The organism is Streptomyces venezuelae (genome assembly GCF_008642355.1).
Taxonomy (GTDB): Bacteria; Actinomycetota; Actinomycetes; order Streptomycetales; family Streptomycetaceae; genus Streptomyces; species Streptomyces venezuelae_B.
The window spans coordinates 6,645,256-6,663,580 of sequence record NZ_CP029193.1 but is presented as its reverse complement, the minus strand read 5'-3'; the positions used below and the strand labels follow the sequence as shown (position 1 = coordinate 6,663,580).

At 72.6% G+C, this 18,325-nt stretch carries 11 protein-coding genes; 4 read left to right on the top strand and 7 right to left on the bottom strand.

Going from position 1 to position 18,325, the window contains the following annotated elements:
* Window positions 1-7 precede the first annotated feature (7 nt).
* Window positions 8-493 carry an ATP-binding protein gene (locus DEJ47_RS30475; RefSeq protein ID WP_190415646.1) on the bottom strand — a complete coding sequence of 162 codons (486 nt, stop codon included), beginning with the start codon at window positions 491-493 and terminating at the stop codon, window positions 8-10.
* Window positions 494-669: 176 nt separating this feature from the next.
* On the opposite strand from DEJ47_RS30475, the gene DEJ47_RS30470 reads away from it, so the two are divergent.
* Entirely contained in the window at window positions 670-3,714 is a 3,045-nt protein-coding gene (locus tag DEJ47_RS30470; RefSeq protein ID WP_150173632.1) for an alpha-mannosidase, read from the top strand.
* A gap of 42 nt (window positions 3,715-3,756) precedes the next feature.
* Here the strand turns inward: DEJ47_RS30470 and DEJ47_RS30465 are convergent, their stop codons facing one another.
* The 3 genes from DEJ47_RS30465 to DEJ47_RS30455 form a co-directional block, all read right to left on the bottom strand.
* Window positions 3,757-5,499: a pyruvate dehydrogenase gene (locus DEJ47_RS30465; RefSeq protein ID WP_150173629.1), complete on the bottom strand. Its 1,743-nt coding sequence runs from the start codon at window positions 5,497-5,499 to the stop codon at window positions 3,757-3,759.
* 124 nt (window positions 5,500-5,623) lie between these two features.
* Window positions 5,624-7,396 carry a protein phosphatase 2C domain-containing protein gene (locus tag DEJ47_RS30460; protein ID WP_150173627.1) on the bottom strand — a complete coding sequence of 591 codons (1,773 nt, stop codon included), beginning with the start codon at window positions 7,394-7,396 and terminating at the stop codon, window positions 5,624-5,626.
* A 130-nt stretch (window positions 7,397-7,526) separates the two neighbouring features.
* On the bottom strand, window positions 7,527-11,300 hold the full coding sequence (locus DEJ47_RS30455; protein ID WP_150173625.1) for a S8 family peptidase: 3,774 nt from the start codon (window positions 11,298-11,300) through the stop codon (window positions 7,527-7,529).
* A gap of 221 nt (window positions 11,301-11,521) precedes the next feature.
* Here DEJ47_RS30455 and DEJ47_RS30450 point away from each other — a divergent pair, with 221 nt between their 5' ends.
* Window positions 11,522-12,556, top strand: a complete 1,035-nt coding sequence (locus tag DEJ47_RS30450; RefSeq protein ID WP_150173623.1) for a helix-turn-helix transcriptional regulator — start codon at window positions 11,522-11,524, stop codon at window positions 12,554-12,556.
* Between the two features lie 75 nt (window positions 12,557-12,631).
* On the top strand, window positions 12,632-13,114 hold the full coding sequence (locus DEJ47_RS30445) for a DUF456 domain-containing protein (protein WP_150173621.1): 483 nt from the start codon (window positions 12,632-12,634) through the stop codon (window positions 13,112-13,114).
* Window positions 13,115-13,118: 4 nt separating this feature from the next.
* Here DEJ47_RS30445 and DEJ47_RS30440 read toward each other — a convergent pair whose 3' ends face one another.
* From DEJ47_RS30440 to rsgA, 3 genes are all read right to left on the bottom strand, one after another.
* Window positions 13,119-13,409 (bottom strand): hypothetical protein, encoded by a 291-nt coding sequence (locus DEJ47_RS30440; protein WP_150173620.1) that lies wholly within the window; start codon window positions 13,407-13,409, stop codon window positions 13,119-13,121.
* 74 nt (window positions 13,410-13,483) lie between these two features.
* Complete coding sequence (locus DEJ47_RS30435) at window positions 13,484-14,941, bottom strand: DNA-3-methyladenine glycosylase 2 family protein (protein WP_150173617.1); 1,458 nt, start codon at window positions 14,939-14,941, stop codon at window positions 13,484-13,486.
* A 166-nt stretch (window positions 14,942-15,107) separates the two neighbouring features.
* Complete coding sequence (gene rsgA, locus DEJ47_RS30430; RefSeq protein WP_150173615.1) at window positions 15,108-16,226, bottom strand: ribosome small subunit-dependent GTPase A; 1,119 nt, start codon at window positions 16,224-16,226, stop codon at window positions 15,108-15,110.
* A 524-nt stretch (window positions 16,227-16,750) separates the two neighbouring features.
* Between rsgA and DEJ47_RS30425 the strand changes: the two genes are divergently transcribed.
* Window positions 16,751-18,295, top strand: coding sequence for a hypothetical protein (locus DEJ47_RS30425; RefSeq protein WP_150173613.1), 1,545 nt, complete (start codon window positions 16,751-16,753; stop codon window positions 18,293-18,295).
* Window positions 18,296-18,325 lie beyond the last annotated feature (30 nt).

Below are 18,325 nucleotides of genomic sequence, written 5' to 3'. Positions count from 1 at the left end.
GGTGCGCTCATGCCGCGCCGCCGCCGTCCAGCTCGAACCAGACCGCCTTCCCCACGCCGTGCGCCCGTACTCCCCAGGCGTCGGCGAGGGACTGCACCAGGATCAGGCCCCTGCCGCTCGTACCGTCGTCGGCGATCGGTACCCGCGGCTCGGGTCGGTGGCCCACGAAGTCCCTCACCTCCACGCGCAGGCCGTGCGGGCCCACGGTCGCCGTGACGACCGCCTCGTGATCGGTGTGCACCAGTGCGTTCGTGACCAGTTCACTGGTGAGGAGTTCGGCTATCTCGCTCTTTCCGGGTTTTCCCCAGTGCCGCAGAAGTTCTCGCAGGGATTTCCTGACCTCGGACACCGCGCGCAGATCCGCTCTCCCCAGCCGCCGCGTGAGCTGACCCTTGTCGGGCCCGTCCCGCGTATCACCGGTCCTCTCGTCCCGTATTTCCGGTGAAGAGGCCCCGAGATTGCCGGGACCGCCCCCTCGTGAGTGCCTCGTCATGACCCCCGCCCACAAAGCGATGTCTCTGCCTCCCTTTCGAACAGCCTCACGGGATGCATGCCCCGGGCCGGTCACGGCACGCTTGTCGAATCGTCAATTAACGGCGGGGGGTGCATCCGGGAGTTGAGGGGAAGTGAAGCGGTGGACCCCACCGTCGAGCGTCCCGAGGAGCACGAGTGCACGACGACAGACTGCTGGTGGAAGGCCGCCTGGAGCGGGCGCTGCGCCAGTTCATCCGGCCCGCCCAGTACACCCGGCGCACGCCGCTGACCCTCTCCGTGTGGCACGCGCCGGGCGAACCGGTGCCCGTCGGGACCGCGCTCGAAGCGGAGTACGAGCCCTTCGAGACCGGCACCGCGTGGGGAAATCCCTGGTCGACCAGTTGGTTCCGGCTCCAAGGGCAGGTGCCCGACGAGTGGCGGGGGCGCCGCGTCGAGGCCGTGATCGATCCCGGTTTCACCGGTGAAGGACCCGGCTTCCAGGCGGAGGGGCTCGTCTACGACGCGGCGGGCGTTCCCCTCAAGGGCGTTCACCCGCGCAATCGGCATATTCCAGTGGCCTCCCCTGCTCAGGGCGGCGAACCGGTGCACCTACTCCTCGAAGCGGCGGCCAATCCGGCCGTTCTGCACGACTTCGTGCCGACACCCCTGGGCGACGTCCTGACCGCAGGCAATACCCCGATCTACCGATTCGCGTCTGCCGATCTCGCCGTACTGAACGAGGACGTATGGCAGCTGATCCTCGACATCGAGGTCCTTTCCGAGCTCATGCGGGAACTGGACGCCGACCGTCCGCGTCGCCACGAGATCCTGCGCGCCCTGGAGGACATGCTCGACGCGCTCGATCTGCACGACGTACCGGGCACGGCCGCCGCCGCGCGGGCGGAACTCGCCGATGTCCTCGCGCGGCCCGCGCACGCCAGCGCCCACCGCGTATCGGCAGCCGGACACGCGCATATCGACTCGGCGTGGCTGTGGCCCCTGCGCGAGACGGTGCGCAAGGCTTCGCGGACCTTTGCCAACGTGACGGCGCTGGCCGAGGAGTATCCGGAGCTGGTCTTCGCCTGCTCGCAGGCCCAGCAGTACGCGTGGGTCAAGGAGCACCAGCCGCACATCTGGGAGCGCATCAAGAAGGCGGTCGCGGACGGCACCTGGGCGCCGGTGGGCTCGATGTGGGTCGAGTCGGACGCCAACATGCCGGGCGGCGAGGCGCTCGCCCGGCAGATCACGCACGGCATGCGGTTCTTCCGCGAGGAGCTCGTCGTCGAGACGGAGGAGATCTGGCTGCCGGACTCCTTCGGCTACACCGCCGCCTTCCCGCAGCTGGCGAAGCTCGCGGGCATCCGCTGGTTCCTCACGCAGAAGCTGAGCTGGAACCAGTCCAACAAGATGCCGCACCACACCTTCTGGTGGGAGGGCATCGACGGCACCCGCGTCTTCACCCACTTCCCGCCCGTGGACACCTACAACTCGCAGTTCCACGGCGCCGAACTCGCCCACGCCGAACGGAACTTCGCCGACAAGGGACGCGCGTCCCGCTCGCTGGTGCCGTTCGGCTGGGGCGACGGCGGGGGCGGGCCCACCCGCGAGATGATGGAGCGGGCGCGGCGCCTGCGCTCCCTGGAGGGCTCGCCGCGCGTCGAGATCGAGAAGCCGTCGGCGTTCTTCGCGGCGGCCGAGGAGGAGTACGGCGCCGACGCCCCGGTCTGGTCCGGCGAGCTCTACCTGGAGCTGCACCGCGCCACGTACACCACCCAGGCCGCCACCAAGCGCGGCAACCGGCGCAGTGAACACGCCCTGCGCGAGGCCGAGTTGTGGTGCACGGCGGCGGCGGTGCGCGATCACGCGTACGTCTACCCGTACGACACGCTCGACCGGCTGTGGAAGACGGTGCTGCTGCACCAGTTCCACGACATCCTGCCCGGCTCGTCGATCGCCTGGGTGCACCGGGAGGCCCGCGACACCTATGAACGGGTCCTCGCCGAACTCGACGAGATCACGGCGTCGGCCGTGCGGTCGCTGGGCGCGGGCGGGCCCGCGGTCCTCAACGCCTCGCCGTACGCGCGCAGCGAGGTCGTCGACCCCGGTGACGGCATGCTGGTCCGGGTCGACGTGCCCGCGCTCGGCACGCGGAGCATCGACGCGGCACGGGACGCCGGGACGGGTGCGGTGGCGCACACCACCGGCGACACGATCCTGCTCACCAACGAGCACCTGAGCGTCACGGTCGACGCCGCCGGGCTGCTCGCCTCCGTCAAGGACCTGGACGCGGGCCGCGAGGTCCTCGCCGCCCCCGGCAACCTCCTCCAGCTGCACCCCGACCATCCCACGCACTACGACGCGTGGGACCTCGACAAGCACTACCGGCGCCGTCACACCGACCTCACCGACGCCGACTCCGTGGAGCTCGTCGAGGACGGGCCGCTGCGGGTCGCGGTGCGTGTCGTGCGGACCTTCGGGGCCTCGCGGATCACACAGGAGATCCGGCTCGCGGCGGGCAGCAGGCGTCTGGACGTCGTCACGGACGTCGACTGGCGGGAGTCGGAGAAGGTCCTGAAGGCCGCGTTCCCGCTCGACGTGCACGCCGAGCGGTCCGCCGCCGAGATCCAGTTCGGCCATGTGCACCGGCCCACGCACGCCAACACGGGCTGGGACGCGGCGCGTTACGAGATCTGCGCGCACCGCTGGCTGCGGGTGGCGGAGGAGGGGTACGGCGTCGCGGTGCTCAACGACGCGACGTACGGCCACGACGTGACGCGCACGGAACATGGCGACACGCTCGCCACCACGGTCCGCCTCACGCTGCTGCGGGCCCCGCACAGCCCGGACCCGGAGACCGACCAGGGCAGGCACCGCTTCACGTACGCGCTGCTGCCCGGGGCGGCGACCGGTGACGCGGTGGCGGAGGGTCTCGCGCTCAACCTGCCGCTGCGCGTCGCGGACTCCCCCGTCCTGCCGTCGCTGGTGGACGTCGACCACCCGGCGGTCACGGTCGAGTCGGTGAAGCTCGCCGACGACCGCAGCGGCGACGTGATCGTACGGCTCTACGAGTCGCGCGGCGGCCGGGCCGCGGCCACGCTCACCACGTCCTTCCCCGTCGCGCGGGCCGAGGTGACGGACCTGCTGGAACGGCCGCTGCACGAGGCGGGGACGGGCGAGGCGGGCCTCGCGCTCGCGCTGCGGCCGTTCCAGATCGTCACGCTGCGGCTGCGGCCGGCCTGAGGCGGCGGGCGTGCCGGGGCCCGGGGATTCACGAGCAGGTCCTCACGGCCTCGGCACGTTCCGCAGGTTGGAGCGGGCCATCTGCAGCATCCGGCCCACCCCGCCGTCCAGGACGATCTTGCTGGCGGAGAGGGCGAAGCCCGTCACCATGTCCGAGCTGATCTTGGGCGGGATGGAGAGCGCGTTCGGGTCGGTCACGATGTCGACGAGGGCGGGGCCCTTGTGCGCGAAGGCGTCCTTGAGGGCACCGGCGAGCTGCTTGGGCTTCTCCACCCGCACGCCGTAGGCACCCGCGGCGCGGGCGACGGCGGCGAAGTCCGGGTTGTGGTTCGCCGTGCCGTAGTTGGGGAGCCCGGCGACCAGCATCTCCAGCTCCACCATGCCGAGTGAGGAGTTGTTGAACAGCACGACCTTCACGGGCAGGTCGTGCTGGACGAGGGTGAGGAAGTCACCCATGAGCATGGAGAAACCGCCGTCGCCCGACATGGAGACGACCTGCCGCTTCCGGTCGACGAACTGGGCGCCGATCGCCTGCGGCAGCGCGTTCGCCATCGAGCCGTGGCTGAAGGAGCCGATGATCCGGCGCTTGCCGTTCGGGGTGAGGTAGCGGGCCGCCCACACGTTGCACATGCCGGTGTCGACGGTGAACACCGCGTCGTCGGCGGCGAGGTCGTCGAGGACCGAGGCGACGTACTCGGGGTGGATCGGGACGTGCTTCTCGACCTTGCGCGTGTAGGCCTTCACGACGCCTTCCAACGCGTCGGCGTGCTTCTTGAGCATCTTGTCGAGGAACTTGCGGTTCGACTTCGGCGAGACGCGCGGGGTCAGACAGCGCAGCGTCTCGCGCACGTCGCCCCAGACGGCGAGGTCCAGCTTCGAGCGGCGGCCGAGGCGCTCGGGGCGGACATCGACCTGGACGATCTTGACATCGTCCGGCAGGAAGGCGTTGTACGGGAAGTCGGTCCCGAGCAGGATCAACAGGTCGCATTCATGGGTGGCTTCATAGGCGGCGCCGTAGCCCAGCAGGCCGCTCATGCCCACGTCGTACGGGTTGTCGTACTGGATCCATTCCTTGCCGCGCAGCGCGTGGCCCACCGGGGACTTCACCTTCTCGGCGAACTCCATCACCTCGGCGTGCGCGCCGGCCGTGCCGCTGCCGCAGAACAGGGTGACCTTGTCCGCCTCGTCGATCATCGCGGCGAGCCGCTCGATCTCCGCGTCGCCGGGCCGCACGGTGGGCCGGGACGTCACCAGCGCGGTCTCGGCGGCCTGCTCCGGCGCGGGCTCGCCCGCGATGTCCCCGGGCAGGGACACCACACTCACCCCGCTCTGCCCGACGGCGTTCTGGATGGCGGTCTGCAGCAGCCGCGGCATCTGCTTCGGCGTCGAGATCAGCTCGCTGTAGTGACTGCATTCGCGGAACAGCTGGTCCGGATGGGTCTCCTGGAAGTACCCGAGCCCGATCTCGCTCGACGGGATCTGCGCGGCGAGCGCGAGGACGGGGGCCATGGAGCGGTGCGCGTCGTACAGGCCGTTGATCAGGTGGAGGTTGCCGGGTCCGCAGGAGCCCGCGCAGGCGGCGAGGTTCCCGGTGATCTGGGCCTCGGCGCCGGCCGCGAAGGCGGCGGTCTCCTCGTGCCGCACCTGGACCCAGTCGATGTCCTTGGTGCGTCGGATGGCGTCCACGATCGGATTGAGACTGTCGCCGACGACTCCGTACAGGCGCTTGACGCCCGCGCGGACGAGGATGTCGACGAACTGCTCGGCGACGTTCTGCTTGGCCATGCTGTACGCACCTTCCGACGCTGGTGAACCGTGATTCACCCCTTGTGACCCATGGACCAGGACTTACTCGTACGAAGCCGGAACTTCTGGGCGCCTCTGGTCCATGAATTCACAGGTGCGGCGGTCATGCCTCCCAGACCGCGGCGGCCGTCCGGTCGTCGGCGTACCCCTTGACCCTGACCTGGATGTCGGCCAGGAACGCAGTGAGCCCCGGCGGGCCGCCCTTCTCCCATCTGCGGATGAGGTGTTCGGCGAGTTCGGGCTCGCCGCGCAGCGGCTCGGCGAGGCCTTCGCTGCACAGGACGAGCGTGTCACCCGGGCGGGCGATGGAGGCGCGGAAACGGAAGGGGTCGCGGGGCGGCTCGGGGGCGGGTTCGTACGGGCTCGGGGGCGTGGTGATCCCGAGAGCCATGGTGAGCCGATCACCCTCCTGCGCCGTGTCCGGCGAGGGCGGGGGCGGGGGCGGCGATCCGAACCCGACGACGGCTTCGCCGGTGGCGTCCGCGACCCTCGGCTCGATGTCCTGCCACGCGCCGTCGCGCAGCCGGAAGAGGCCGCCCGCGCCGACGCCGAAGAAGACGCGCGTACGGCACCGGGGGTCGGCGGGCAGCAGCAGACACCGCAGGGACGCGGCGTACTCGTCCGGCTCCAGGCCGAGGTCCGCGGCGTGCGCGCGGAGCTTGCCGAGGCTGCGGTCCGTGAGGCGGTGCAGCCCCGCCTTCAGGTCGCCGCGCCGGGCGGCCCTGATGTCCTCGGCGAGCCGCGCGTGACTGCGCCCGACGGCCCGCCCGATCCAGTCGCACGCCTCGGCGGCGGCGCGGTGTGCGCCGGGGGTGGCTCGGGCGCCGGTGGCCGTGGCGACGAGCACGAGGGCGTCCTCCCCGCTCCCGAAACGGGCGGTGAGCAGCGCGTCACGGCGCGGCTCGCCCCGGTACCGGGCGGAGTCCCCGCGCACGGAGGCGGCCCGCAGCGTACTGGCCCCGTACCGCGCCCCGTCCAACACGGTGTCGGCGACGAGGTCCCCGAGGTCATCGGGATCAGCGGCGGGCAGGGCACTGGGCTCGGCTTCGTAGGTGGGCGGCCCGTCCCCTACGTAGAGGACCCCGTCGTCGGCCGGTCGCGGAGACGCGCCGTGGGCGGCGGACGTGCCCCGGGCGTCGGGCGGACGTGAAGCGGGCGCACCGGCGCGAGGCTCTTCCGTGGACGCCACGGAGTACCCGCCCGCCGCGCCGCGCTCGCCGGCCGGGAACGTCGACGGTCCGGCGGGCGCGGTGGGCGGCGCCCATGGCGGCGGGGCGGTGAAGGCGGGCGGGGTGCGCGGGGCGCGGGGCGCGGCGGGGTCTTCGGGGGCAGGAGGCGCGGCGGGTTCCGGCCGACCGGCCGGGGGGCGGGCGGCGAACGGTTCGTGCGACGAATCCGCCGCGCCGCCCGAGGCGTCGCCCCCACCGGGGCCGGGGGCGGCGGAGGGCCCGGCAGGCTCGGGCTGACCGGCCGCGTCGGGCGGTGCCTCGTCGCCGCGCGGGCGCAGCGAGGCAGCTGGGCCCGAAGGCACCGGCCGCTCGGGCGAGGGGTGGGCCGGCCCCGGCATGGCGATTGGCGCGTTGCCGCCGCGAGGGCCGGGGGCGGGGGCGGGAGGGACCGGCCTGGTGGCCCTGTCGGGCGGTGCGTCGTCGCTGCCCGGGGCGGGTGGCCGGAGTGGGGGGTCGTCGGCGTCGGCGGGGTCCGTGGGCGGGCGCTGCGTCGGGAAGGGGGCCTGGAGTGCGTTCGAGGCCGAGGCGAACCTGTCGTCCACGGTGTCCGGTGCCGGAGACGGGCCCGTGTCCGGCGCGGCGTCGTCGTACAGCTGTCCCCACCAGTCGTCGTCGCGACCGCTGGGCCTGTCCCCCTGCTGGCTCATGCCCCTAATTTTCCACCGCGACGGCCGTACGAAAACGGTGCATCCGGAAATTCCGGCCATCTCGGCGACGACAGGGACCGCCGGGCGGGCCCACCCCCCACAGGAGGACCGCCCGGCGGGACCGGTGTGACTAGCGCACGTCGTAGGCGCGAGCCACGGTCTGTGTGACGGAGTTGCCGTGGGCGTCCGTCAGTCGGGTTTTGAGCCGGACCGGCTTGCCGGAGGCGCCCGCGTGGTTCACGGTCGCGCTCCACTTACCGTCGTGTTCCGCGGTCTTCGCCGCCGTCCACGTCCGGCCCTCGTCGTACGAGTACGACAGCTGCGCGTCGGTGAGCGCGCCGGGCTCGTAACCCGCGTGCCCCGTCACGCCGAGTTCAATCCGCTGTCCGTCCTTCGCGGGGAGAGTTTTGAGCCCGTCCTCGGGGAGGCCATACCGAGGGAAGAGCATCGGGATGCCCTGGGAGGCCGCGCTCTCGTCGAGACGGGAGCGGAACGACCACGTCGTCTCCGTCGACGTGGACCGGTGCCACACGCGTGAGCCGAGCTTCATCGTGGAGAGGGTCAGTTCGTACGCGGCGTCCTCCGCCGGGACGTCGAACACCCCGTACGGCCAGCCGGACTCCCCCACGACCTCCCCGTCCCGCTCCAGCCGCACCGACCCGATGTCACCGAAGCTGCCCTGGATCCCGCCGTGTTCGGCATCGGCCCAGAAGCCCGGGGCCACCCCGATCAGGTTCCCCTGCCGCTCACCGGCGAGCGCGGGCCCGCCCGCGGCGTCGCGGGGCGCGCCGGGCGTGAGGACCCCGTCGTACCAGGTCTCCTCGCGGCGCTCGCCCTTCTCGTACGTACGCACCGGGTCGATCATGAACTCGCCGTACGGGAAGCTGCTGGACACCTGGTGGCCCCAGCCGGTCGTGCCCGCCGAGTAGTACTCGGTGCGCTTGCCGGGCGCGGGAACGGACGCGAGGTTGCCGAAGTAGATCTCCAGGCCGGTGGGGCGGACCGCCGAGGGCAGGTCCACGTAGTCCGTGGCCTGGCCCATGGCCCGGTACGTCGCCTGATTCGCGGCGAGGTCCTTGTCCCGCACGCGGTAGGCGCGGTCGTCGCGGATCTGACCGGTCTCGGGGAACGCGAGGTTGTAGACGTAGGGGCTGTTCGCCGTGGCCTTCCACTTCAACTCGACGGTGCCTGAAGCCAGTCGGGACTGCACGTACGCCGCCTCGTCCGGTTCGATGCCGAGGACCGGCAGCGGGGAGCCGGTGAATCCGGCGGACGGATACCAGCGGCCGGGTGCCGCGCGGTGGGCGAGGACGGCGACCGCGCCGGCCTTTTTCGCCTCGGCGGCCACGGCCGCCACGTCGCCGCTGTCGGGTGCCTCGACCAGCGCGATCCTGCCCTTGACGCCCGCGGCCTGGAGCTCCTGCGCGGTGCCGGACCGCGCGTCGACGACGGCGGCCTTCCCCGTGCCGTCGAGGTTGGCGGAGCCGAGGGACGCGGTCAGGGGGTGCAGCTCCTTGCCCGGCTTCTCGCCGTCCATGACTGCGAGTCCGGAGATCTGGGGTGCCGCAGCACGCCAGTAGCTGCCGGACTCGAAAGTGCCGTCGGCCGGTTTGCCCTCCACGGACTGGTAGTAGGAGCGGACGGTGCGCGGTCCCGCGGCCGTGCCCGCGTGCAGCCAGTTGTCCTTGCCCCAGGTGCGGGCGAACGCGAGGGTGGCGCCGCGCACTTCGGACGCCCTGTCCGTCCTGACGGTGAGGCGGTGCGCCTCGCGGGCGTCGAGCGTGATCGTGGTGTCCTTCTTCACCTCGACCTGCGGGCGGGCGATATGGGTGAGGGAGTCCGTGAGCTTCTGGTTGCCGCCCTCGGCGTCCCGCGTGTCGATGAACCCGGTCAGGAAGTAGGAGCCGGGCCGGACTTGGTATGTCTGGTCGTTCGCGCCCTCGTTGAAGCGCCGCTCGCCGGTGGCGGTGTCGGTGCCGATGAGGTCGACGGATGACGCGCCGTCAGCAGGCTCGCCATGGCGGTCGATCAGTTTCACGCGGAGGCTGACGGTCTCCGGCTGGACGTAGAGGGAGAAGGGCGTGGAGACGCGGGTGCCGCCGTCGGCCGTGGCGAGGACGCGTCCCGTGACGTCGCCGTACTGGGCGCGCTTGAGCTCCGCGTCAGGGTTGATCTTCAGCGGTACCCGCACGGTGGCACCGGCCGGGACGGTCACGGCGCGCTTGCCGAGCCGCGCCACACCGGAGCGGACGGAGGAGCCGTCGTTGCCGGTGACACGGTCCACCGACAGCCTCAACTCCACTTTCCTATCCGTGGTGTTGGTGTAGGGCACGTCGACGGTGGTGCGGTCGGAGGAGTCCTGCGGCCAGCCGAAGCCACCGCCCTGCACGGCCGGCGAACCGAGCACCTTCTGGCCGACGGCGGCCTTGGCGTCGAGGCGCCCGCCGCCGGTCTCGCGCGCGTCGCCGGGCACGCGGCTGTCGGCGGACGACACGAGGGCCGCCTTGATCCGCGCGGCGCTCCAGTCGGGGTGGCGCTGCTTGACCAGGGCGGCGGCGCCCGCGACGTGCGGGGTCGCCATCGACGTACCGCTCATGGACCGGTACGCGTGCACGCCCCTGCCGTCCGCGGCCGCGGCGGAGATGCCGACACCGGGCGCGGCGATCTCCGGCTTGAGGGTGTGTGAGCCGTACGCCGGGCCGCGGCTGGAGAAGGAGGCGGTGGTGTCGTCGCGGTCGACGGCGCCGACGGTCAGGACGCCGGGTGCGCAGCCGGGCGAGGACACGGAGTCGAGGGAGGGTCCTGTGTTGCCGGCGGCGACGACGAAGAGGGTGTCCTTCGCGGACCGCGCGAGCTCCTCGGTCGCCGTGGACATCGGGTCGGTGCAGTCGGTCCGCGCCGGGTTGCCGAGACTCATCGAGACGACGTCGGCCTTCTGGTCGACGGCCCACTGCATGCCCTCGATGATCCAGGACGTGGCGCCGGACCCGCTGTCGTCGAGGACCTTGCCGTGCAGCAGCGTGGCGCCGGGCGCGACGCCTTTCTTCCTGCCGCCGCTCGCCGCGCCGGAGCCGCCGACGGTGGACGTGGTGTGGGTGCCGTGGCCCTGCCGGTCCTCGTCGTCCGGGGAGCCGGTGAAGTTCTTCGTCGCGCCGATGCGGCCCGCGAGGTCGGGGTGGCGGGCGTCGGCGCCGGTGTCGAGGACGGCGACCTTGGTGCCCTTGCCGTCGTATCCGGCGGCCCAGGCCTCGGGGGCGTGCACCTGCTTGGTGGAGCGTTCGAGGGTGGCCTCGACCTTGGCGTCGAGCCAGAGCTTCTTCAGGTCGCCCGCGGCACGGGAGCGGGTGTTGGTGATCTCCGCCCAGAAGTCGGCGGCCTTCTTTTTGTCGGCCTTCAGGGCGACGCCGTCGACGGGTTCGAGGACGGGGCCGCGCTCGGCGCCGCGCGGGGTGGCGGGCACCGCGCGGGCGACGTCGACGGACTTGTCGTACACGGCGATGAGCGGCAGCTTTTGGGAGTGCGCGTCGTCGTAGCCCTGCCGGACGAGCCCGGTGACGTTGAAGAGCTCCTCGTCGACGAGGCCCTCGGCGATGGCGTGGACGGCGCCTTCGGGATAGACGTACAGGTCCTTGCCGGACTGCCGGGTCTGGACCAGCGGTGTCGTGCCGTCCTCGGCGGGCAGTGCGGAGGCTCCCGCCCCGTTCTTGCCGTCGGTCCTGACCAGGACGCGGTCGCCGGTGACGAGGGTGACGACGGAGCCGCCGTCGCGCTGGGGGGCGCTGCCCACCAGTGGCCTCGTGTCCGCCGTGTCCGCGCGTGGCTCGGCCACGGACGGGACGGCCGCGGTGACGGCGAGGGCGACGGCGGACGCCGCCCCCAAGGCCGTACGCGATATCGGGCGCATCGCTCTCCCCAGGGTTGGTGGGCATGCAGGCGGGCGGGCAGGCAGGACCACGGCCACGGCGGCCCGAAGGCCGCGAACATGGCCACGCCTTGTGCTGCGGTGGCGTCACCTTGTCATCGGGACGGGCGGTGCGGGGATGATGTCCTCGGGCGGGTTTACGCCGTGGCTGTTTCCCGCCACGGCGCCGCCGGGACGGAGCACTGGGGAGGGACGGTCGCCGCATGCTGGCTGCGATAGGTCTGGACGAGACACACGAGTCGGCGTACCGGGCGCTGGTGTCGGTGGGCGCCGCCGACGTCGCGGATCTCGCGCGCAGGCTCACTCTCGGCGAGCCGGAGACCGAGCGGACGCTGCGCCGCCTGGAGCGGCACGGGCTCGCCGCGCAGGCGTCGGGCAGGGCGGGCCGTTGGGTGGCGGCGCCGCCGGGTGTGGCGCTCGGCGCGCTCCTCGCCCAGCAGCGGCACGAACTGGAGAAGGCGGAGCTGGCGGCGACGCTCCTCGCGGAGGAGTACCGCGCGCAGGCCACCGAGCCGACCGTCCACGACCTGGTCGAGGTGGTGACCGGCGCGGCCGCGGTCACCCAGCGGTTCCTCCAGCTCCAGCTGGGGGCGAGTGACGAGGTGTGCGCCCTGGTCACCGGCAGCCCCGTCGCCATCACCGGCACGGAGAACAGTGCCGAGGAGCAGGCGGCGGGCCGCGGTGTGCGCTACCGCGTCGTGGTCGAGCGCGCGGTCCTCGACCTGCCGACGGGCCTCACGGAACTCTCGGCCGCGATCGGCCGCGACGAACAGGTACGGGTGGTGGACCGCGTCCCCACGAAACTCGTGATCGCCGACGGCACCCTCGCGATGGTGCCGCTGACCTCCCGCACGGCGGAGCCCGCGGCGCTCGTGGTGCACGCCAGCGGCCTGCTGGAGTCGCTGTCGGGCCTCTTCGAGGCGGTGTGGCGGGAGGCGTTGCCGCTGCGCATCGGCGAGAGCGGCGGCGCCCTGACCGAGGACGCGCCGGAGGGCCCGGACGGCACGGACCTGGAGATCCTGTCCCTGCTGCTCGCCGGTCTGACGGACGCGAGCGTCGCGAAACAGCTGGACCTGGGTCTGCGGACGGTGCAGCGCCGGGTGAAACGGCTGATGGAGCTGACGGGGGTGACCACGCGGTTGCAGCTGGGCTGGCACGCGTACGAACGGGACTGGGTGGCACGTCGACCGCAGCCCGCGGGCCGCCCGCCGGGGCGGAGGACCTCGCACCAGGCCTGACGTGCCCCCCGGTTCCACCGGACCTGCGGTTCCACCGGACCTGCGGTTCCACCGGACCTGCGGCACTCTGGGCAGATGGGAGCGTGGGAACTCCTGCTGGTCGGCGTGGTCATGTTGCTCGGCCTGTGCGGAGTCTTGGTGCCCGGCGTGCCGGGGGCGTGGCTGGTGTGGGCCGCCGTCCTCTGGTGGACGCTGCAGGACCCGAACGGCCTCGCCTGGGGCGTCCTCGTCGGCGCGACGCTCGTCCTCCTCGCGGCGCAGGCCGTCCGCTGGCAGCTGCCGCCGCGCCGCCTGCGCGAGAGCGGCGCGACGCGCCGCATGGCGGTCTTCGCCGGAGCGGGCGCGCTGCTCGGCTTCTGCGTCCTGCCGGTGATCGGCGCGCTCCCGGGCTTCATCGCCGGAATCTACGCCGGCGAACGCCTGCGTCTGGGCGGCCATGGCGAGGCCCTGACGGCGACCCGCACGGCCATGCGCAGGGGCGGAAGCAGCGTCCTGACGGAACTGTTCGCCTGCCTGCTGATTGTGGGGGCGTGGTTGGGGGTGCTGATCTGGGGGTGACCGCTCAGCGGGGGCGATGGCCGTGAGGGTGGTGGCGGTCGCTTTCGTCCAGGTCGATGTCGATCTGATCGCGGATGAGTTTGTGCGTGTCGCCTTCGGGGGCGTGCGGGGCGGGGGCTTTCTGGAGCACGGCGGCGGACGGCTGGTGGTGCTCGGGGCCCTGGGCGGGGAAGGCGGCTCCGGTCGTGCCGGCCAGTACGGCTGCGGCGCCGGCGGCGATGACGGCCCGCCGGACGAGCCGGACGCGTGGGACGCGTGGGACGCGTGGGACGCGCCTGGTGGTCCGGTGGAACATGGGCGGCAACTCCTCGGGGCGGGTCGTCGGGTGAGTGGTTGCCGCAGTCTCCCTCCTCCGGATGAGAGGGCCTCTTATGCGCCGCCGCCCAGGGCGAGGTGACGCAGCGCGTAGGACCGCCACGGGCGCCACGCGTCGAGAGCCCGCTCCGGGCCGCCGGGCAGAGCCACGTCCGGGTCGCCGAGTGCCCGCATCCGGATGACCGCGGCCGTCCGCGCGTCGACCCCCAGGGCCCGCAGCGCGGCCTCCGCGTCGTCGCGGTCCGCGCCCGCGTCCAGGCGCAGGGAGCCGTCGGCGAGCGCCCCGGCCAGCGCGCCGACCGTACCCGGCACGGCGGCGAGAGCCGCCGGGGCGGGAAACGTGTGGGTGAGCCCGCCGCACGCGGCGTCGAGCACGGTGCCGTACTCCCGTACGAGACGCCCCGCACCCTCCCTCCCCACCAGCGCACGCACCGCGAACTCGTCGGGGTCGGCGGTGCCCGGCGACCGCAGCCCGGGTCTGGCGGCGACGAGCGGTGCGAGCCGGGGGTCGGCGCCGAGCCGCTCGTCCACGGCGTACGGGTCGGCGTCCAGGTCGAACAGGCGGCGCAGGCGCTGCACGGCCGTGGTGAGGTCGCGCAGGTCGGTGAGGTGCAGCCGGGCGTCGAGCCAGCCGCCCCGGTGCAGGGCCTCACCGGACGACCCGGCGCCGGTGCCGGTCGTCGCGTCGTGGTGTGTCTCCTCGACGGCGACGATGCCGGTGCCGACCGGCAGCCGGAGCGTACGCCGGTAGGTGCGGGCGCCCCGTTCGCCGGTGACTTCCTCGATGCCGGTGACGGCCTCCGCGGCGAGCAGGTCGAAGACGGCGTCGGCACGGTACGGGCCGCGGTGGGCGAGGCGGAGCGGGATGCCGGCGGCGGGGGTGGCGCGGGCGGCACCGCGGCGGGGCGCGGCGGCGCGCAGGGCGGTGGGCGTCAGCGCGTACACCGTCCTGATCGTGTCGTTGAACTGCCGCACGCTGGCGAACCCGGCGGCGAAGGCGATCTCGGTGACGGGCAGGTCCGTGGTCTGCAGCAGTACGCGGGCGGTGTGCGCGCGTTGCGCTCGCGCGAGGGCGACGGGGCCCGCGCCCAGCTCGGCGGTGAGCTGACGCTGCACCTGCCGGGCGCTGTACCCCAGCCGCACGGCGAGCCCCGGTACGCCCTCACGGTCGACGACACCGTCCCCGATCATGCGCATGGCGCGTCCTACGACGTCGGCGCGCACGTTCCAGTCGGCGGACCCGGGGACGGCGTCCGGCCTGCACCGCCGACAGGCACGGAAACCGGAGGTCTGGGCGGCGGCAGCGGTGGTGTAGAAGCGGACGTTCTGACGCTTCGGGGTGACGGCGGGGCAGCTGGGACGGCAGTAGATCCCGGTGGTCCGAACAGCGAAGAAGAACGCCCCGTCGAACCGGGCGTCCCGGCTGCGCACGGCTTCGTACCTGGTCTCTTCATCGATCACGCCTCCATTGTGGGGTGGAGGGGAGAGCGACGGCTGGCGGGATTCGGACATGAAGATGCGCGGCTTCACCCCCATGTCCGGGCCCCGGGGGGGGCAGGGGCGCGGGGAACTGCGCGCCCAGCCACAACGGACCGCAGCGCCCCACCACCCCCGCCCCCACCACCCCCCCCCACCGCCCGAGCACAGCGCAGGCGCCCCCGCTCAGCGCAGACCCCTCTCAGCGCAGGCGCCCCCGCTTGATGTCGAGCGCCGCGCGCCCCTCCGCCCCCCGCAACCGCCACTGCCTCCGCATCTCCGCGCGGGCCCGCACGTCCGTCTTGGCGACGATGCGCTGGTTCTCGCGGATCAGCTTGCGGTAGCTGTCGAGGCGGCGTTCGGAAAGGACGCCGGACTCGACCGCTTCGAGCACGGCACACCCCGGCTCCGCCCCGTGGGCGCAGTCGTGGAACCGGCACCGCGCCGCCAGCTCCTCGATCTCGGAGAACACCTGCCCGACGCCGCTCTCGGCGTCCCACAGGCCCACTCCGCGCAGTCCGGGCGTATCGATGAGAACCCCGCCCCCGGGGAGGGGGATGAGGTTGCGGGTGGTCGTCGTGTGCCTGCCCTTGCCGTCGACGTCGCGGATGGCCTGGACCTCCATGACGTCGGCCCCGGCGAGTGCGTTGGCGAGCGTCGACTTGCCGGCGCCGGACTGCCCGAGCAGCACCGACGTACCGCCGGCGACGACCGCGGCGAGGACGTCGACGCCGTCCCCGGACGTGGCGCTGACGGGCAGCACCTGCACGCCGGGCGCGGCGGTCTCCACGTCCTCGACGAGGTGGCCGAGCGTCGCGGCGTCCGGCACGAGGTCGGCCTTGGTGAGGACGACGACCGGCTGCCCGCCGGACTCCCAGCCGAGGGCGAGGAACCGTTCGATGCGCGCGAGGTCGAGCTCCGCGGCGAGCGACACGGCGATGATCGAATGGTCGACGTTGGCCGCGAGGATCTGCCCCTCGGACCGCTTGGAGGAGGTGGAGCGCACGAAGGAGGTCCGCCGCGGCAGGTACGTCTGTACGTACCTGGGGTCGGCGCCGTCCGCGTCCACGGCGACCCAGTCGCCGGTGCACACGACCTTCAGCGGGTCGCGCGGGGTGACGAACTCGGTGTCGGCGCGCACGGTGCCGTCGGCGGTGATGACGTCGCACTGCCCGCGGTCCACCCGGGCGACGCGCCCCGGCACGAGACCTTGCGCCGCGTAGGGCGCGAACTCGGCTTCCCAGTCGGCGTCCCAGCCGTACGGGGCGAGGGGATGCGAGGCGGCAGCCGAGGAGAACGGTGAAACAGAGGAGAAAGACAAGGGGAACCCTTCACAGGGGTGGCCCCGGCACCCGCGCACGCTGTCGGCGCGGCGCGGAAGGAGGAGGTCGGATCAGCCGGTGGCCACGGAGGTGGACTTGATGAACTTCCGGATGCGGGCAGCGCCCATCGCAACGACAGCCATCGGTCGACACCTCCAGATTCTGGTCCTGCTCGCCACTGATCCTGCTCCACCGAACCCGACGCCCGAACGACCGCCTGGGAACACCCGAACCCTATCCACACGCCCGGCCGAGCCACCACCGATTTATTTCTTCACGTTCGAGCCAAGATCCCCGTGCACGCGGACCCGCCCCGCCGTACGGAACCGGAACACCTCAGCCCCGGCCGGACCCGGCCGCACCACCCGGCGCACCGGACAGGCCGGACACCGGAAACGGGAGGCTCCGCGTGCTGCGCCCCTTCGTCCGGCAATGAGCTGTCGCCGCGAAAACGCTGCCGCTACGCTCCCTGCCACGTTCCCGGACAGGGGGTCAGCGGGGGCGATATGGGGGACAGATGGCCATGCCCGAGACGCCCGTGGGGGCGTCGGGTCAGCAGGACCGGGCCGCCACGCGACGCATGTGCGCGGGCGTGTACCTGGACGCCGAGTACCGCACCGCCGTCATCCAGCAGGTCTACAACGCACGGAAACGCCGCGTCGCGCCCTCCTACGGCTACGACCTGGTGCCCGTCCTCGCGCACGCCTGGCGCGCCTGGTGGCTCGCGACAGCGGCGAACGCCCTGATCGTCGCGGTCCTCGGTGTGGCCTACGCCGCCCGGCCCGCCGCCGCGTTCCTCGCCACGGCGGTGCTCGTCGACCTCACGCTCCTCGTCTCGTTCGCCGCGCGCTCCTCCGGCCGCACCGGTGACGGACCGCCCAGGGCCCACGCGAGAGGGCTCGTCGCCGCGGCGCTGGCCACGGTCGTGGCCGTCGCCATCGTGGTCGCGACCGACGGGCCCCGGGGTTTCACCGTGGCCGCCGTGATCATCCTGGTCCTCTGTCTCGTGCTCGCGACGGTGTCGGTGCTGCGCCAGCTCGCACTGAACGGGCTGCGAGCGGGGCTGGAGGCGGAGCGGCCGCTGCGGATGAACCGGCGGCTCTCCGTCATCGACGGCCAGCAGCGGCATCCGATGGTGGTCTACACCGCGGAGGTGCCGTTCATCGGCAGCGGTCGGCGCCTGGGTACCTGGTCCTTCGCCCAGCGTCTCGTCGAGACCAAGGGGATCGGCGGCGAGAAGGACGTGGAGTTCACGAAGAAGCCGTTCCCCACCTGGGACCTCGTGGAGGAACTGCGGCGGGCCATCACCGCGTTGGGCACGGAGGACGACCCCGAGACGAGGCTGCCGGGGCTCATGGTGACCGACTCCCTTTTCGTGGAGGGCCGTTACGCGATGGGCTACGCGCGTGAGCTCACGGACACCCCGAACTCCGACATGGTGCGACGCATGCTCGACAGTCCGACCGAGACCGCCCGCCACTACCTGACCTGCCGGGTGGAGTCGTGGGGCGGCGACCTGGTGACGACGATCTTCGTCCATGTGTCACTGCAAGGGCGCACCCTCTACATCGAGTTCACCACCTGCGGGCTCGCGCCGACACGGCTGGAGTACCACGCGATCGACGTCGTCGGCAGGACGGGGCGCATGGCGGTGGTCCGGGCCGCCTTCACCGGCCTCCGGAACCTGCCCGTGGTCTCCCTCGCCCCGGTACGGCTGCTGGGCGCCGCGTCGCTCCTCCTCGGCTCACTGGGCGCGGCACCCGACGCGACGGCGGCGAGCCTCAAGCGCGGCAACAACATCGGCGCCGAGCTCAGCGCACGGGAACTGGCCTCCATCGAAGCCGACGAGAGCTACTTCCAGACCTTCGACGTCGCCAAGCATTCCAAGGTCATCGAACGCCGACTGCTCGCCACGGTCGGGGAGTTCTTGAGGGAACACGGCGTCGACACCACGGAGTTCCTGCAACGGGCCACCGCCATCCTCAACAACGGGGTCATCAACACGGGTTCCGGCAACGTGGAGTTGGGGGACACGGCGATGGGCGTGAACACGAGCGTATCCAAGTGACCCCGGGGGGATTCGTCATGCACACGAGCG

Bases quoted from the DNA above. Each gene is read 5' to 3' on its own strand.
- DEJ47_RS30425 (WP_150173613.1), top strand. From the start codon at position 16,751: ATGCCCGAGACGCCCGTGGGGGCGTCGGGTCAGCAGGACCGGGCCGCC.
- DEJ47_RS30465 (WP_150173629.1), bottom strand. From the start codon at position 5,499: ATGGCCAAGCAGAACGTCGCCGAGCAGTTCGTCGACATCCTCGTCCGC.
- DEJ47_RS30445 (WP_150173621.1), top strand. From the start codon at position 12,632: ATGGGAGCGTGGGAACTCCTGCTGGTCGGCGTGGTCATGTTGCTCGGC.
- DEJ47_RS30460 (WP_150173627.1), bottom strand. From the start codon at position 7,396: ATGAGCCAGCAGGGGGACAGGCCCAGCGGTCGCGACGACGACTGGTGG.
- DEJ47_RS30440 (WP_150173620.1), bottom strand. From the start codon at position 13,409: ATGTTCCACCGGACCACCAGGCGCGTCCCACGCGTCCCACGCGTCCCA.
- DEJ47_RS30455 (WP_150173625.1), bottom strand. From the start codon at position 11,300: ATGCGCCCGATATCGCGTACGGCCTTGGGGGCGGCGTCCGCCGTCGCC.
- DEJ47_RS30435 (WP_150173617.1), bottom strand. From the start codon at position 14,941: ATGTCCGAATCCCGCCAGCCGTCGCTCTCCCCTCCACCCCACAATGGA.
- DEJ47_RS30450 (WP_150173623.1), top strand. From the start codon at position 11,522: ATGCTGGCTGCGATAGGTCTGGACGAGACACACGAGTCGGCGTACCGG.
- DEJ47_RS30475 (WP_190415646.1), bottom strand. From the start codon at position 493: ATGACGAGGCACTCACGAGGGGGCGGTCCCGGCAATCTCGGGGCCTCT.